The 16185-nt window shown below is 69.0% G+C and carries 11 protein-coding genes; 9 read left to right on the top strand and 2 right to left on the bottom strand.

Annotated elements, in window-relative coordinates; all coding sequences use genetic code 11:
• The first annotated feature begins 129 nt into the window (after positions 1-129).
• The 5 genes from HUA78_RS28045 (at position 130) to HUA78_RS28025 (ending at position 5046) form a co-directional block, all read left to right on the top strand.
• On the top strand, positions 130-1341 hold the full coding sequence (locus tag HUA78_RS28045; RefSeq protein WP_174477542.1) for a tetratricopeptide repeat protein: 1212 nt from the start codon (positions 130-132) through the stop codon (positions 1339-1341).
• 61 nt (positions 1342-1402) lie between these two features.
• A complete protein-coding gene (locus tag HUA78_RS28040) occupies positions 1403-2527 on the top strand; it encodes a HupE/UreJ family protein (protein ID WP_174477541.1) in 1125 nt (374 codons plus the stop codon).
• 103 nt (positions 2528-2630) lie between these two features.
• The gene (locus HUA78_RS28035; RefSeq protein WP_174477540.1) at positions 2631-4157 is read left to right on the top strand and encodes a DUF4331 domain-containing protein; all 1527 of its coding nucleotides are present in this window, start codon (positions 2631-2633) and stop codon (positions 4155-4157) included.
• 4 nt (positions 4158-4161) lie between these two features.
• Positions 4162-4464: a hypothetical protein gene (locus tag HUA78_RS28030; RefSeq protein ID WP_174477505.1), complete on the top strand. Its 303-nt coding sequence runs from the start codon at positions 4162-4164 to the stop codon at positions 4462-4464.
• 153 nt (positions 4465-4617) lie between these two features.
• The gene (locus tag HUA78_RS28025; RefSeq protein ID WP_254623937.1) at positions 4618-5046 is read left to right on the top strand and encodes a carbonic anhydrase family protein; all 429 of its coding nucleotides are present in this window, start codon (positions 4618-4620) and stop codon (positions 5044-5046) included.
• A gap of 67 nt (positions 5047-5113) precedes the next feature.
• Here HUA78_RS28025 and HUA78_RS28020 read toward each other — a convergent pair whose 3' ends face one another.
• Entirely contained in the window at positions 5114-6628 is a 1515-nt protein-coding gene (locus HUA78_RS28020) for a TcdA/TcdB catalytic glycosyltransferase domain-containing protein (RefSeq protein ID WP_174464030.1), read from the bottom strand.
• Between the two features lie 795 nt (positions 6629-7423).
• On the opposite strand from HUA78_RS28020, the gene HUA78_RS28015 reads away from it, so the two are divergent.
• The 4 genes from HUA78_RS28015 (at position 7424) to HUA78_RS28000 (ending at position 14581) form a co-directional block, all read left to right on the top strand.
• Entirely contained in the window at positions 7424-7750 is a 327-nt protein-coding gene (locus tag HUA78_RS28015) for a hypothetical protein (protein ID WP_174464029.1), read from the top strand.
• A gap of 185 nt (positions 7751-7935) precedes the next feature.
• The gene (locus HUA78_RS28010) at positions 7936-11322 is read left to right on the top strand and encodes a DUF4082 domain-containing protein (RefSeq protein ID WP_174477539.1); all 3387 of its coding nucleotides are present in this window, start codon (positions 7936-7938) and stop codon (positions 11320-11322) included.
• A gap of 206 nt (positions 11323-11528) precedes the next feature.
• A complete protein-coding gene (locus HUA78_RS28005) occupies positions 11529-12197 on the top strand; it encodes an SRPBCC family protein (RefSeq protein WP_174477538.1) in 669 nt (222 codons plus the stop codon).
• A gap of 245 nt (positions 12198-12442) precedes the next feature.
• On the top strand, positions 12443-14581 hold the full coding sequence (locus HUA78_RS28000) for a catalase (protein WP_174477537.1): 2139 nt from the start codon (positions 12443-12445) through the stop codon (positions 14579-14581).
• Positions 14582-14583: 2 nt separating this feature from the next.
• On the opposite strand, the gene HUA78_RS46705 is transcribed toward HUA78_RS28000, so the two are convergent.
• Positions 14584-16182 (bottom strand): hypothetical protein, encoded by a 1599-nt coding sequence (locus HUA78_RS46705; RefSeq protein ID WP_254623936.1) that lies wholly within the window; start codon positions 16180-16182, stop codon positions 14584-14586.
• Positions 16183-16185: the final 3 nt, after the last annotated feature.

Genomic DNA, 16185 nt, shown 5'->3' with positions numbered 1-16185 from the left:
TCCGCGAGCGGAGGCGCGAGCCCCTGTCGTGGCGATGGGGGGCTCACCCCTCATCCTCCGGGCCGCCCCGACACCGCGCCGATATTCGACGCGAAATCCACGCGCCTCACGGGGCCGTACGGATGGGCAATGCCCCCCGTCACACGCTCCCTTCGCGGCGTCCTCGGCGTCGTGCTCGCACTGGCCTGTGGTTGCAATCGTGGCACAGGCGCCGCGTCCGCGCCCTTCACGCCCGACAACGACACGGAGGTCCTGGAGCAGGTGCCCGCCCGAGCGACCGACGCCCGCGCCCGCGAGCGTGCCGCGTTGCGACAGGAGCTGGACCGCCAACCCCGACAGTTGGAGCTCGCCGTCCGCCTGGCCCGGTTGGAGTTGAAGGAGGGGCGAGCCCGGGGCGACCCACGACACCTTGGGCGGGCCCAGGCCGCGCTCGCGCCCTGGTGGGACGAGGCCGAGCCTCCCCATGAGGTCCGCCTGCTGCGCGCCACCCTGCGACAGAGCCGCCACGAGTTCGACGCGGCCCTGCGAGATTTGGAAGCCGCCGTCCGGGAGGACCCTCGGGACGCCCAGGCGTGGCTGACGCGCGCCGTGGTGCTGGGTGTCCGGGGTCACCATGCGGAGGCGGAGAAGAGCTGCGCGCCGCTGGACACGCTCGCGGGTGCTCTCACCGCCGCCGTGTGTCGCGCGCAGGTGGACAGCGTCGCCGGACATTCGCGGCGAGCCTATGCGCGGCTCTCGGAGGCGATGTCTCGGCGCGGGGGTATGGGCAGTCCCGAGGAGCAGGCCTGGGCGCTGTCCACCCTGGGCGAGGCCGCTGCCCGCGCGGGGGATTCGGCACGGGCGGAGCTTCTCTACACACAGGCGCTCGCGGCCGACCCGGATGACGCCTACACCCGCGCGGCGCTCGCGGACCTGCTGCTGGACCTGAACCGGCCGGGTGATGCGTCGCGGCTGATGAAGGACCACGCGACGGACGACGGCCACCTCCTGCGCCGCGTGCTGGCGGAGACGGCCCTGGGTTCCGCGCAAGCCCCCGCGCTCGCCCAGGAGCTGGCGGAGCGGTACGCGGCCAGCCGGCTGCGCGGTGACACGCTGCACGCACGCGAGGAAGCCCGCTTCGCACTGCACGTGGAGAAGGACGCGCGCAAGGCGCTGTCGCTCGCCCAGGCCAACTGGGAGGCGCAGCGAGAGCCCTGGGACGTGCGCGTCCTCCTCGAGTCCGCGCTGGCCGCCGGAGCACCCGAGGCGGCGCGCCCCGCCCTCACCTTCCTCGATGCCTCCTCCTTCGAGGACCCGGGACTGCTCGCGCTGGCCGAGCGGCTGAAGAAAGCCGCGCCATGAACAGCTCCCGCGAAGCGCCGAGCCTCCTTGCCCTGGCCGCACGGCCCAAGAAGACCGCGCCATGAACCGCATCCTCGCCCTGCTCGTCCTGCTGCCCTCCATCGCCCTGGCCCACAAGCCCAGCGACAGCTACCTGCACCTCGAACGCGCCGCGCACGGCTTCAACGGCCGGTGGGACGTGGCGCTCAGGGACCTGGACACGGTGCTGGGCCTCGACTCCAACGGAGACGGCGCGCTCGCCTGGGGCGAGGTGCGCACCCGCCAGGAGGACATCGTCCGTCATGTCCTGTCACGGCTGTCGCTGGGCACGGCCGGCACGCCCTGCCCCACCACCACTGAGGGAGACCTTCGAGTCGCGCGTCACTCGGACGGGGCCTACGCGGTGCTCGACTTCCGCGCGGCCTGCCCCGTCGAACCCTCGATGCTGACGCTCGACTACACCCTCCTGTTCGACCGCGACCCGCAGCACCGGGGCGTCGTCCAGGTCACAGGTGAGCAGGGACAGGGCACGCGCATCCTGTCCGCGTCACGCCACGCGGTGGAGATTCCCCTCGCGAGGCTGTCCGCCTGGAGCCACTTCGGCGACATGGTCCACTCCGGGGTCGAGCACATCTGGGCGGGCCTGGACCACCTGCTGTTCCTGCTGGCGCTGCTGCTGCCCTCCGTCCTGAGGCGCTCACCGACGGGCGGATGGGAGCCCGTGGACAGGTTCGGCCCCGCGCTGCGCGACGTCGTGAAGGTGGTGTCGGCGTTCACCGTGGCCCACTCACTCACGTTGAGCGTCGCCGCGCTCGGGCTCGTGTCCCTGCCCTCCCGACTCGTCGAGTCCGCCATCGCGGTGAGCGTCATCTTCGCGGCGGCCAACAATGTCTTTCCTCGGGTTCGAGGCACCCGCTGGGCCGTGGCCTTCGCGCTGGGCCTGCTGCATGGCTTCGGCTTCGCGTCGGTGCTCGCCGACCTGGGCCTGCCCGCCGGGGGACTCGCCACGACGCTCCTGGGCTTCAACGTGGGCGTGGAGCTGGGGCAGCTCGCCTGCGTCGCCGTCTTCCTCCCCGTCGCCTTCCTGCTGCGCGGCGCGTCCATGTATCGCCGCGCGATACTCGTCGGGGGCTCGGCGGCCATCGGCCTCATCGCCTGCGTGTGGCTCGCGGAGCGAGCGCTGGACCTGAGCGTCCTTCCGCTCTGACCCATCCAATCACGTCGCATCCCCGTATTGCATTCACCACCGGATGTCCGGCGCAGCCCCTGGCCCGTCGGTGGGATTTGCCCCCAACGTTGTGGAGACACGCATGCAAAGACGACAACTCGCGAGCGCACTGGCGCTCGCGGCGGCACTGCTCGTACCGACCGCCCACGCCTCCAGTCATCGTGAAGCCCCCTTCATCACCCGGATACCCAAGGTCGACGCCACCGATTTCTACATGTTCCGCAGCTATGAGCCGGGTCGTGAGGACTTCGTCACGCTCATCGCCAACTACCTGCCCCTGCAGGACGCGTACGGCGGCCCCAACTACTTCTCGTTGGACCCGGATGCCCTCTACGAAATCCTCGTCGACAACAACGGGGATGCCATCGAGGACATCACCTTCCAGTTCCGGTTCACCAACAACCTGAACGGCCCCAATGGCATCACCCTGGATGTGGGCAACAACGGCAGCATGAAGAGCGTGTCGGTGCCCTTCACCAACCTGGGCGCCATCACCACCGCGGACCGGAGCGCGCAGAACGTCCAGGAGAACTACACCGTCAAGGTCGCCCGAGGCCCTCGCCGCGCGGCGGCCGGACAGGACGTGACGAACACCGCGGGCCACGCCACCCTCTTCCCGAAGCCGGCGGACTACGTGGGCACCAAGTCGCTAGGCAACGCCGCCACGTACGAGACCTACGCCCGCCAGCACATCCACAACGTCAACATCCCCGGCTGCACCGGCACCGCGAAGCTGTTCGTGGGCCAGCGCCGCGAGCCCTTCGCGGTGAACCTGGGGCCCGTGTTCGACCTGGTGAACGCTCCAGCCTCGGTCATCACCAACCCGGGCGCGCGCAACGCCGTCCCCAACCCGCTGGCGAAGAAGAACATCACCACGCTGGCGCTCGAGGTCCCCATCTCCTGCCTCAAGGCGGGCACCCAGGACGTCATCGGCGGATGGACGGCGGCCAGCGTCCGTCAGGCCCGCGCCATCAACCCTACCGCCACGTACACCGCGCCCTCGCGTGAGGGTGGAGCATGGACGCAGGTGAGCCGCCTGGGCATGCCGCTGGTCAACGAGGTCGTCATCGGCATCAAGGACAAGGACCGCTTCAACGCCAGCGAGCCGAAGGACGACGCCCAGTTCGCCGACTACGTCACCCACCCCACGTTGCCCGCCATCCTGGAGAAGCTCTTCGGCGACCAGGGCGTGAAGGCCCCCACCGTCTTCCCTCGCGCGGACCTGGTGGCCGCCTTCCTCACGGGTGTGACCAGCGTCAACGCGAACGGCTCCACCGCGGAGATGCAGCGGCTCAACACCGCCCTGCCCGCCACGGCGAAGGCGGGCCAGAACAACCTGGGCGCCGCCGCCTGCTTCGTCAATGGTCAGCTCACCCTGGCCAATCCAGGGTGTGACCCGGCGGGCTTCCCCAATGGCCGCCGACCCGGCGATGACGTGGTGGACGTGGCGCTGCGCGTGTCCATGGGTTACCTGCTCGCGAACGACACGCAGGCCCCCTCGCGCAACCTCCCGCTCCACGACGCCGTGCTCCAGGATGCCTCGCAGTTCGACGCCGTCTTCCCCTATCTCACCACGCCGCAGGCGGGTGCCAACGGCGACGGGACGTGAGCCCATGAGCACGCTCCGAGCAATGAGCTGCGTGCTGCTCCTGGGGGCCGCGCTGGCCTACACGGGATGCAGCGACGACGACGATGACCGTCGCCCTTTTCCGCCGCACCCCGATGCAGGCGCGGATGCGGGGACGGACGCGGGCACGGATGCGGGGACGGACGCGGGCGTGGAGTTCACCGCCTTCGTGAGGGACCTGGTCCTCAACGAGACCTCGGACACCACGACGCCCGTGAAGCTCGACGACAAGACCTTCGTGGACAACGCGCCCACCGACGCGTTCGCCCCGGCGTTCTTCCAGCACTAATCACACACACGCCACCGTAACTGAGAGTGCCTGGGTCGCGGACACACCCCTGTGTGTCCGCGACCCTTTTTCGTTTCATTGCGACCCCTGAGAAAATGCGAGACATTTCCCAAAGGGGCCAATCACGGCACGACGCCCTGTGAGCCTCACGTCATGAACACCCCCAGCGAGCACACCAAGGATGGCGTGAGCTACCCGCTGGAAGTCCACCTGGTGCACACCGACGCCCAGGGAACTCCGAAGGTGGTCGTGGGCGTGCTCATCGAGGAGGGATTCGTGAACGCGGCGCTGTTCACCGCCTTCCGACACCTGCCCCGACACGAGGGGGAGGAGAGCGCGCCGGCCGGTGCGCTCGTCAACGCCACCGCGCTCCTGCCCTCCAACCGGGCGTTCTTCCAGTACGCGGGTTCGCTCACCACGCCCCCCTGCAGCGAGGGACTCCAGTGGTTCGTGATGAAGCACCCCATCCAGATGTCCGACACGCAGATTGGCGCGTTCGAGCGCCTGCCGCACATCAACCCGAACAACCACCCCGTGCAGCCGCTGAATGGCCGCACCGTCGGCGCGCAGTCCGGCCACTAGCCGCGGGGGATTGAGGAGGCCGGGACCCATGACGAGCCACATGGGTCCCTTGGAGCTGCCCGAAGGGTCAGAGGCGTATCAGCGTGACGGGCTTCCTGCCCTCGACAAGGCCCTTCTGCTTGCCCACCTCGGCGACCCTCCAGCGGACAGAGCCCCAGACGATCAGCTCGTCTACCTTGAGCGTCAAGGGCAACGGGGTGTCTATCTTGTGATTCGTGTGAAGGTCATTCAGCATGCCCTTGAGCGCGCCCCCCCTGGGGATGCCCGGGAAGTGCAGGAAGTGGAAGGGCTCACGCTCCGGGGCCTTGAGTACCCTCGCGGACACCACCTGGAGATTCGCCACATCGCAATCACTCACGCGCGCGGCGGCCGTCACGCATTCGACATGGGCCATGGGGAAGGTCGCATTCGCCGCGACCCATTGCCAGAACGGGACGTGTTCGCGCACGTCGTCCCGCCAGACCTCGGCCACACGATCAAAAGGAGAGGATGCGCTGGCGGAAGCGCCCGACGACGAGGCCGACGCTTTCGGTCCCGGTGCCTTGGATGGCTCCAGGGAGGCGCAGAGACGGGAGATGCACTCGTCCGGCAACTGCTCCCAGGGAGTGTGATTGGCACACAGCCAGAGGAGGTCTCGCACCATGTTGGGCCCGGTCAGGTCGAGCGTGGAGCCCGTGGTGTGGTCCATCCAATAGCCCGCGAGCCGATGGTCGGGATCGAGCGCAAACGCCTCCCGTGGGGCCCTCCCCCCAATGATTCGATAGGCCAGACGAATGGTCTGTCGCATGGCATCGATGAGCAAACTGCGGGGAGCCGCCGCCACGATGCAGTTGCTGAGATAGAGGCTCTTGCCGGCGTAGGCCGGGGTCGTGGCGATCCGCTCGCGGCCGGGCCACCTGGCGGCGGACGCCGCGCCCTCGCGGTCCGGGGTGATTCCGACCAGGGCGCACGCGGGATCGACCTCGAGTCTTCCGAACGCGGAGAGCAGGTCGATGTCGACATCCATGTAGACCCCGCCGTAGTTGTAGAGCACCTCGTAGCGGAGGATGTCGGACGCCGAGGCCGCGAACATTCCGCGCAGGGTCAGCTCCTGGTCATAGGCATCCATGTTGAGGAAGTGCATGCCCGTCAGGAACTCGTGTGAGCGGAGGTTGCAGAGTCTGAATCGCCCGGGGTGCGCGCGCTCCAGCGCACGCAGGGGCTCCAGGTCATCGGCCGCTTCGTCGATGAGGTCCCTGGCCAGGGCGAGCTTCTCGTCCGGAGCCATCCCTTTCGAGAGGACTCGCAGGTTGTGCAGGTCACGCCCAGGGCGGACCGTCCCACGCACGTGCAGGGGGTCATGCGCGGCACTGAGATCGTATTGCGCGCGCGCCTTGGGGTATTTCTTGAGAATCTTGCGCACGTGCATGTTGAAGACGTGCGCGTCATCCCACCAGATCCACACCTGATGGTCTGGCGTGGCCTGGGTCTTCTCCAGCCAGCTCGTGATTCCCTTGAGGGTCTTCGTCGCCGCGATAGAGCCTCCGCCGGCCCAGGTCCCGTGGATGATATTGGGAATGAGGCTGAGCCCGGGCCTCCTCACCGGCGCGGAGGGTGACGGACCCGCTGGCCCCGAAGGTCCCGGCGGTTTCAGTGGGGCGAAGGGAACAGGCAGCATGAGGGGCGGCGGGACGAAATGCAGGGGCGCGGGAGGGGGTGGTCCCCCCCCATCCCCCCCATCATCCCCATCCCCCGAGCTCATCAGTTTCGCCGCGCGCTCGATGCGCGTCCTGTAATCAGGATCCTCGACGAGCGGCTCTCCGCACCCACACTTCGTCCCGATATTGCTGGAGGTATAGCTGCTCTCACAGTTCGAGCAGTACGCCGACATCTCCTCGTTGCACCCGGAACACTTGAGGACGGGATTGTGCCTGCTGGTGTTCCGACCACAGGTGCGACAATGGTAGCCACTCATGTTTGTCCTGGCGGGTCGCTCGCGATTCGACACGGTGCGGGAGGCGACACGAGAGCGCTCCGCGTGGCCGTCCACTGTCGGACGACTGCAAGGCGGACGCCATGGCCACTGTTTCAGAGGGAAGTCGAGCCTCTGTGGCGACAGCGCACGAGGAACGCGCGAAGCCGCGTCCTCACGGAACGAAGCGGCGTCTCGTGGGAACGCACCCTCCGGAGGGCGGTCCCAGGGGAGACGCTGTAAACTCTCGGGCGAATGAACGGACCGTTCTCCATGCGCGTCGCGCAGTCAGTCCAGCTCAAGGCCAGCCCAGAGAAAATCGACGAGCGCCTGACTGCCTGGGTTGGCTCCTTCAGGCTGCCACCGTCTCCGGGCGAGCACAGGGGCCCTCAGTGGTATTCGGGACAGTGGCGCGGTCCTCGCCTCTTGATTCAGAGACAAAGCCCGGTGTGGGAGCCCTCGGCCGCGGTGTGGCGCCCGGTGTACCACGTCGAGTCCGAGCTGGAGCGCGTGTCCGAGCGTGACATCCAGGTGATGACCCGACTGGCGTGGCACCCCCGAATCATCGTCACCCTCCTGGGGCTGGCGGGGGCGACGCTCGCGGTCCATCGATTCACGTCCGGGGCACCCCATTTCTGGGGGCTTATGGCCCTGCTGGGTGTCGGCGTGAGCCTGCGCTGGTTCCTGGCGGCAAGGAGTGTGCGGCGCGAGTCGCGGGTCCTGAGGCACGCGCTGAAGATGATGGACAGCTGAAGACAGCGAGGAGGAATCCCCGGGGAGAGACCTCCGCGCGTGGTGCACGAGGAAAAATCGAGCAAGACGGCAACAGCGAGTGAGACCTTCACTCACGGGATTGTCGGTGTCAGAGACAGACAGCAAGATGCCGCGGTTTTCCGCGCCCCCTCTGTCTCGTCGTGCCCCCCCAAGGAGAAGTCCGAATGACACCGTCGAAGTCGCGACCCCACCAGGTCACGAGCACGTCACGCATCCATGCGCTGGCGCTGCTCGCGACCGTCCTGCTCGTACTCCCCACCGCCGCGCGCGCGCAGACGACGTACACGCTGTTCGCCCCCGCCTCCGCGCCCGCCGTCCCCTCCGTCACCAATGACTTCGCCGCCGTGGAGCTCGGCGTGAAGTTCCAGTCAGACATCGAGGGAGACATCCTCGGCATCCGCTTCTACAAGGGCACCGCCAACACCGGCACCCACGTGGGAAGTCTCTGGAGCGCCGCCGGCGTGCGCCTCGCCTTCGCCACCTTCACCGGTGAGACGGCCTCCGGCTGGCAGCAGGTGACGTTCTCCACGCCCGTGCGCATCAGCGCCGGCACCACGTACATCGCCTCGTACCACGCGCCCGGCGGAGCCTACGGCTTCACCAGCGGAGGCCTGGCGTCGGCCGTGGACTCTCCTCCCCTGCACGCGCTCGCGAGCGGCACCAGCGGCGGCAACGGCGTCTTCACCTACGGCGCCGCGGGCTCCTTCCCGACGAGCAGCTTCGGCAGCTCCAACTACTGGGTGGACGTCGTCTTCCGCCCCGCCGCCCCCGTCACCCTGTGGCCCTCCACCGCCACGCCCGCCGTCGCCTCCGTCACCAATGACGCCCTCCCGGTGGAGCTGGGCGTGAAGTTCAAGACGAACGTGAGTGGCAACGTGCTGGGCGTGCGCTTCTACAAGGGCGCCGCCAACACCGGCACCCACGTGGGCAGCCTCTGGAGCGCCAACGGGCAGCGCCTGGCCTTCGCCACCTTCACCGCCGAGACGGCCACCGGCTGGCAGCAGGTGACGTTCTCCACCCCCGTCGCCATCGCCGCCAACACCACCTACATCGCCTCGTACCACGCCCCTGTCGGCTCGTACGCGTTCGACAACGGCGGCCTCGCCAGCGGCCAGGACACCCCGCCCCTCTTCGCGCTGCCCGGCAGCACCAGCGGCGGCAACGGCGTCTACACCTACGGCGCCGCGGGCTCCTTCCCCGTCAACAGCTTCGGCAACTCCAACTACTGGGTGGACGTCGTCTTCCAGGCCACCGGCGCGCAGCCCCCGACGCAGCCCCCGGGCAACACCTTCCGTCTCTTCGCCGCCACGGCCACCCCTGGCACCGCCACCGCCAATGACACCGCCGCCATCGAAGTGGGCGTGAAGTTCCGCGCGGACGTGGACGGACAGGTGAAGGGCGTGCGCTTCTACAAGGGCAGCGGCAACAACGGCACCCACGTGGGCAACCTGTGGAGCGCCGCCGGCGCGCCCCTGGCCTCCGCCACCTTCACCAACGAGACGGCCGCGGGCTGGCAGGAGGTGACGTTCTCCACCCCTGTCGCCATCACCGCCGGCACCACCTACGTGGCGTCGTACTTCGCGCCGCTCGGTGGCTACTCGTTCGACAACAACGGCCTCACCGCCGGCGTGGACGCCCCTCCGCTGCACGCCCTGCCCGGCGCCACGACGGCCGGCGGCAACGGCGTCTTCGTCTATGGCTCCACGTCCACGTTCCCCAACGGCAGCTACCAGAACTCCAACTACTGGGTGGACGTCGTCTTCGAGTCCAACGGGCCGCCGCCCCGTCCGGGCGTCCACGGCGCGGGCCCGGTGCTCGTGGCTACCGCCCCCGGCAACCCCTTCACCGACTACCTGCGCGAAATCCTGGAGGCCGAGGGCATCGCCGCCTTCGCCACCACCGACGCCGGCAACATCGGCGTCTCCGTCTCCCTCAATGACTACAAGGTGCTGGTGCTCGGCGAGCAGACGCTGAGCGCGGCCCAGGTGACGCTCGTCACCAACTGGGTCACCGCCGGTGGCAGCCTCGTCGCCCTGCGGCCCGCGGCGAACCTCCAGTCCCTGCTCGGCCTCAATGCCTCTCAAGGCACGCAGGCCAATGGCTACATCCTGGTCAACGCCACCCAGGCGCCGGGCACGGGCATCACCGCGGAGACGATGCAGTACCACGGCCTCGCCGACCTGCGGACCGTGGTGGCTGGCACGCGCACCGTCGCCACGCTGTACGCGGATGCCACCAACGCGACGGCGTACACCGCCGTCAGCCAGCGCACCGTGGGCACCGGCACCGCCACCGCCTTCATGTATGACCTGGCGAAGTCCGTCATCTACACCCGCCAGGGCAACCCCGCCTGGCAGGGACAGAACCGGGACGGCTCCTCCATTGGTCCGGGCGCGCGCGCCAGCGACATGTTCTACGGCAACGCGTCCTTCGACCCGCAGCTGGACTGGGTGAACCTGGGCAAGGTCCAGATTCCCCAGGCGGACGAGCAGCAGCGCCTGCTCGCCAACGTGCTGCACCAGACGAGCACCACGCCGCTGCCGCGCCTCTGGTACTTCCCCCGCTCCAAGAAGGCCGTCGTGGTGATGACGGGCGATGGACACCCGGGCGGCGCCTCCACCCAGCGCTGGAACCAGTACCTCGCCGACAGCACGTCCGGGTGCAGCGTGGACGACTGGGAGTGCATCCGCGGCACCATCTACGACTACGTGGGCGGACTGAGCACCACCCAGGCCAACGGCTACGTGGCGCAGGGCTTCGAGTACGCGCTGCACATCAACACCGGCTGCGCGGACTACACGGCCAACACCCTGAACCCGAACTTCTTCACCCCGCAGCTGGCGAGCTTCGCGTCCGCCTTCCCCGCCGTCCCCGCGCCCGTCACCAATCGCACGCACTGCATCGCGTTCAGCGACTGGTCCACCCAGCCCAAGGTGTCGCGCCTGCACGGCATCCGCATGGACACCAACTACTACTACTGGCCGGAATACTGGGTGCAGGACCGCCCGGGCATGTTCACCGGCTCCGGCCTGGCCATGCGCTTCGCGGACCTGGACGGCACCCCGCTGGACGTCTACCAGCTCGCCACGCAGATGACGGACGAGTCCGGTCAGTCCTATCCGCTGCACATCGACACGCTGCTGGCCAACGCGCTGGGCACCAAAGGCTACTACGGCGCCTTCAACGCCAACATGCACGTCGACTCGCAGCCGTCGGCCGGCTCCTCCGGCTCGGCCGCCATCATCGCATCCGCCAAGCGTGAAGGCGTGCCGGTCATCACCGCGAAGCAACTGCTGGAGTGGCTCGATGCCCGCGAGGCCACCCAGGTGTCCTCCCTGGCCTTCACCGGCACGGTGCTCACCTTCAACGTGACGAGCCCCGCGCGCAACCTGTCCCTCATGGTCCCCACCCGCACCACGACGGGCCGCACGCTGCTGTCCGTCACCCGCGCGGGCTCCGCCGTGACGACGGTGACGCGCACCATCAAGGGCGTGGACTTCGCCTTCGTCGACGGCGCCCTGGCCGGCACCTACACCGCCACCTACAACTGAGTCACTCGCGCCCCCACCAGGCGCGTCATCGTGCGGGGCCCGACGCAGTGCATGCGCGTCGGGCCCCGTTTCATTTCACCTCCGATGAAACCTGGGAGGTCCTGTCTTTGACATGGGGTGCCTTGTGTCGGATGGCCCGCAGCCTCTATGACGCGCCACCGGTCAGGCGCCCTGCTGGCCGCCCCCGAACAAGGACTCCACACCCCATGCTCAAGAAGATTCTCATTGGCCTCGCCGCCCTGCTGCTCCTCCTGGCGGGCATCATCGCCACGCGCCCCTCGGAGTTCACCGTGCAGCGCACGGCGACGCTGCCGGCGAGCCCGGACATCGTCTTCGCGCAGGTGAATGACTTCCACCTGTGGGCCGCGTGGTCTCCGTGGGAGCGGTTGGACCCGAACATGACGCGGACGCACTCCGGCGCGGCGTCGGGCGTTGGCGCCATCTATGGGTGGACGGGCAATGACGACGTGGGCGAGGGTCGGATGACCATCGAGGAGAGCAAGCTCAACGAACTGGCCCGCATCAAGCTGGAGTTCATCAAGCCCTTCGCCGCCACCAGCATCACCACCTTCGCCTTCAAGCCCGTGGAGGGCGGCACCGAGGTCGTCTGGAGCATGACGGGCACCAACGGCTTCATCGCCAAGGCGATGTGCATGGTCATGGACATGGACGCGATGGTGGGCAAGGACTTCGAGTCGGGCTTCGCGAATCTCAAGACGGTGGTGGAGGCGGAGACGAAGAAGCGCGCCGAGGCCGAGGCCGCGCGCGTGGCCGCCGCGAAGGCGGAGGCGGAGAAGGCCGCCGCCGAGCTCGCCGCCGCCGCCGAGGCCGCCGCCGCGGGCACGCAGCCCGTCGTCGCGCAGCCCACGCCGTAGTCGCCTCCCAGCACGACGGCCGTCTTCCCGACGCCCCTGTGTCGTGGTCCCCCCGGGTCCACGCGCGGGGGCGTCTTCGCGTGGGCCGCATGCAGTGTCGACCGCTGACACCTCCGAGGACCCGACCTGGCGGGTGGTGAACGCTCGCGCCCTTCGATGGAGCCTCTCTTTCCCTGGCACACGACGGCGGGCGTAGACCGCGAGCGCGCCAGTTCCCGGCGCGTTTCCTTCCCCTGGGAGCCCTCATGCCGCCGCGCAAGACTCCGTCGAAGCCGAACCCTCCGCCCCCCAGCAAGAACGAGCAACTGGAGGCATACCGCGCACGCCAGGAAGACACGGTGCTGACGACGGACCAGGGCATCCGCATCTCGGACACGGACAACTCGCTGAAGGCGGGCCTGCGCGGCCCCACGCTCCTGGAGGACTTCCACTTCCGCGAGAAGATGACCCGCTTCGACCACGAGCGAATCCCCGAGCGCGCCGTCCACGCGCGCGGCGCGGGCGCCCATGGCTACTTCCAGGTCTACGAATCCCTGGAGCGCTACACCCAGGCGCGCTTCCTCACCGACCCCAGCCTGCGCACGCCCGTCTTCGTGCGCTTCTCCACCGTGGGAGGCTCACGCGGCTCGGCGGACACCGTGCGCGACGTGCGCGGCTTCGCCACCAAGTTCTACACACCCGAGGGCAACTACGACCTGGTGGGCAACAACATGCCCGTCTTCTTCATCCAGGACGGCATCAAGTTCCCTGACTTCGTCCACTCGGTGAAGCCGGAGCCGCACAACGAGATTCCGCAGGCGTCCTCCGCGCACGACTCGCTGTGGGACTTCGTCTCGTTGGTGCCGGAGACGGCGCACATGGTGATGTGGCTCATGTCGGACCGGGCCATCCCGCGCGGCTTCCGGCACATGGAAGGCTTTGGCGTCCACACCTACCGGCTGGTCAACGCCAAGGGCAAGGCCACGCTGGTGAAGTTCCATTGGAAGCCCGTGCTGGGCACGCACTCGCTCGTCTGGGACGAGGCGCAGAAGGTGTCCGGCAAGGACCCGGACTTCCACCGCCGAGACTTGTGGGATGCGATTGAACAGGGGAACTTCCCCGAGTACGAACTGGGCATCCAGCTGGTTCCGGAAGGCGACGAGCTGAAGTATGGCTTTGACCTGCTGGACGCGACGAAGCTCCTGCCCGAGGAACTGGTGCCCGTGCAGAAGGTCGGCAAGCTGGTGCTGGACCGCAACCCGGACAACTTCTTCGCGGAGACGGAGCAGGTGGCCTTCTGCGTGGCCAACATCGTCCCGGGCATCGACTTCACCAATGACCCGCTGCTCCAGGCGCGAATCTTCTCCTACCTGGACACGCAGTTGACGCGCCTGGGCGGTCCCAACTTCGCGGAGCTGCCCATCAACAAGCCCGTCTGCCCGGTGAACAACCACCAGCAGGATGGCTTCGGCCGGCAGACCCTCAACACCAGCCGGGCCAACTACCACCCCAACTCCCTGGGTGGCGGCTGCCCGATGCTGGCCGACCCCAAGTCGGCGTTCGTCCACCGGCAGGAGCGCGTGGAGGGGCACAAGATTCGCGCGCGCAGCGGCAGCTTCGGGGACCACTTCAGCCAGGCCACGCTCTTCTTCAACAGCCTGTCGAAGCCGGAGCGCGAGCACCTCGTCTCCGCGCTCGAGTTCGAGGTGAGCAAGGTGGAGCGCGCGGAGATTCGCGAGCGCGTGGTGAACCAGATTCTGGTGAACATCGACCGGCAGATGGCCGAGCGGGTGGCTCGCGCGGTGGGTGTCGCCCCGCCGAAGCCACCCAAGGCCTCGGACCTGGCGGGCAAGCCCGCGCCCAAGCTGATGAAGGTGTCCCCGGCGCTCAGCATGGAGAACACGCCGCACGACTCCATCAAGACGCGCAAGGTTGCGGTGCTCGTCGCGGATGGCTTCGCGGGCAAGGAGCTGTCCCAGGTGCGCAAGACGCTGGAGGGGCTGGGCGCCCTGGTTGAAATCGTGGGCCCCACGCTCGCCCCGGTCTCCAGCGCGGACGGGAGCAAGGAGACGCCGGTGAAGACGTTCCAGAACACGTCGTCCGTGCTCTTCGACGCCGTCTATGTCCCCGGCGGAGACAAGAGCGTGACGGCGCTGAAGAAGCTGCCGCTCGCGGTGGACTTCGTGCGCGAGGCCTACGTCCACTGCAAGGCGCTGGCGCTGTCCGGCGCGGCCACCACGCTGCTGGACGCGGCGGGTTTGTCGCAGCCCATGGCCAAGGGGCTGGATGACTCGATGGGCGTCGTGCGCAGCGCCAGGAACGAGACGCGAGGCTTCGGGCAGATGTTCGCCAAGGCCATCGCCGCGCACCGGCACTGGGTGCGCGAGGCGCCGCCCCCGGCGTAGCGTCAGCCGGGCGTGCGTCCCACGAAGAGGCCCAGCGCGAAGGCCGCCCCCATGAGGAGCAGCACCAGAATCATGGGGACGCCGCCTCGCGACTGGGCCTTCACGGCCATCGCCGCCTGTCCCGCGCTGGCCTGCTCCTCGGGGACGATGAGGCGGACCTTCATGACCGCCTTGACGAGCACGTCCTCCACGTCATGGAGGAAGCGCTCGTACTCCTCGGGCGCAAGCTCCAGGGGCTCGCCGTGGTGGGACTCGTAGCGCTTCGCCACGCCCTCGAAGCTGCGCAGCTGGGCCTCGCGCTTCGACACGTCCACCCAGCCGCACACGACGGACGGGCCGGAGCCCTTGCGTGGAACCAGGGAGATGGACTGGCGGGCCAGCTTGCCGCCCGCGGTGCTCGGGCCCTCGGGGTCGTCGATGCGCAGCACGCGGTGCGGTCCGCGCCCATACATCTTCTTCGCCAGGGCGTCGCGCAGCTGCTCCGCGAGCAGGGCGGAGTGGTTGGCGAACATCGTCCGCAGCGCGGGGCCCTCCTCCGCGGCGGCGACCACCTTGCCAGCGGCGGGTTCCAGCGGACTGAGGCGCACCACGCCCGCCGTGAGGCCCTGTGAGGGCGGCTTTTCGCCCCCCTTCGACAGCCAGCCCGTTGCCTTCGCGGCGGGGGGAGGCTTTGACGGCGAGGCCCTAAGCATCGGAGGCGCGGGTGGGCGCAGCTCCGTGGCGGGAGCCGCCGGGGATCCACTTCCTCGAATCTCGGTGGCGAAGGGCGGCAGCGCATCGTCGCCCCGACCCTCGCCCGTGGTGAAGAGCTGATATTCCTCGTCGCTGCCGCCATGCACGCCCGTGGCAGAGGTGTCCTCGTCGTCGTCCGCAGCGGAGACCTCGGGTCCCCGTCCGCGCGCGCCCGTGGCGCTCCGCCCGGCGCCTCGCGCTTCGGTGAGGATGGCCTCCTGGCCTCGGCCACCGCCCCGTGCGTCCGACGCGCCACTTGCCGCGCCCCTGCCGGTTCCTCGCGCTTCGGTGAGGATGGACTCCTGGCCTCGGCCCCCCCGCGCCTCCGACGCACCACCCGCATGCGCCCGACTTCCCGCGCGTGCCTCCGTGAGGATGGCTTCCTGGCCCCGGCCCGCCCCTCGCGCTTCCGTCTGAATGACTTCCTGGCCCCGGCCTGCCCCTCGAGCCTCGGCTTCCTGGCCCCGGCCACCCGCGCGTGCTTCCGTCTGAATGACTTCCTGGCCCCGCCCCGCCCCTCGCGCCTCCGTGAGGATGGCTTCCTGGCCCCGGCCCGCCCCTCGCGCCTCCGTCTGAATGACTTCCTGGCCTCGGCCACCCGCGCGCGGCTCGGAGGGGCGCGCTCCCGTGGCACGGCCACCGCGAGCCTCCGCGGACTGGCCCTTGCGCACGTCGGTGATGATTTCTTCCTGCGCGTCGAGGGGGCCGATGCGCGTCTCGGGATGGGGCGGCTCCGGGGGCGCCAGACGCGTCTCCTCCGGGCGGTAGGACGACGGGATGTCCCGCGTCGCGTCCTCATCCTCCTCGGGCGCGATGCGCGTCTCCTCGCTCCGGCCGGGCCCACCGCCCCGCCTCTGTCCGTTCGCCATGGC

Source organism: Myxococcus sp. CA033 (assembly GCF_013336625.1).
GTDB lineage: Bacteria > Myxococcota > Myxococcia > Myxococcales > Myxococcaceae > Myxococcus > Myxococcus llanfairpwllgwyngyllgogerychwyrndrobwllllantysiliogogogochensis.
The sequence above is the reverse complement of the archived record's forward strand: the minus strand, read 5'-3'. Positions and strand labels throughout refer to the sequence as shown.

Coding starts and splice junctions, on each gene's coding strand:
- HUA78_RS28045 (WP_174477542.1), top strand. CDS start 130: ATGCCCCCCGTCACACGCTCCCTTCGCGGCGTCCTCGGCGTCGTGCTC.
- HUA78_RS28040 (WP_174477541.1), top strand. CDS start 1,403: ATGAACCGCATCCTCGCCCTGCTCGTCCTGCTGCCCTCCATCGCCCTG.
- HUA78_RS28010 (WP_174477539.1), top strand. CDS start 7,936: ATGACACCGTCGAAGTCGCGACCCCACCAGGTCACGAGCACGTCACGC.
- HUA78_RS28035 (WP_174477540.1), top strand. CDS start 2,631: ATGCAAAGACGACAACTCGCGAGCGCACTGGCGCTCGCGGCGGCACTG.
- HUA78_RS46705 (WP_254623936.1), bottom strand. CDS start 16,182: ATGGCGAACGGACAGAGGCGGGGCGGTGGGCCCGGCCGGAGCGAGGAG.
- HUA78_RS28005 (WP_174477538.1), top strand. CDS start 11,529: ATGCTCAAGAAGATTCTCATTGGCCTCGCCGCCCTGCTGCTCCTCCTG.
- HUA78_RS28000 (WP_174477537.1), top strand. CDS start 12,443: ATGCCGCCGCGCAAGACTCCGTCGAAGCCGAACCCTCCGCCCCCCAGC.
- HUA78_RS28030 (WP_174477505.1), top strand. CDS start 4,162: ATGAGCACGCTCCGAGCAATGAGCTGCGTGCTGCTCCTGGGGGCCGCG.
- HUA78_RS28025 (WP_254623937.1), top strand. CDS start 4,618: ATGAACACCCCCAGCGAGCACACCAAGGATGGCGTGAGCTACCCGCTG.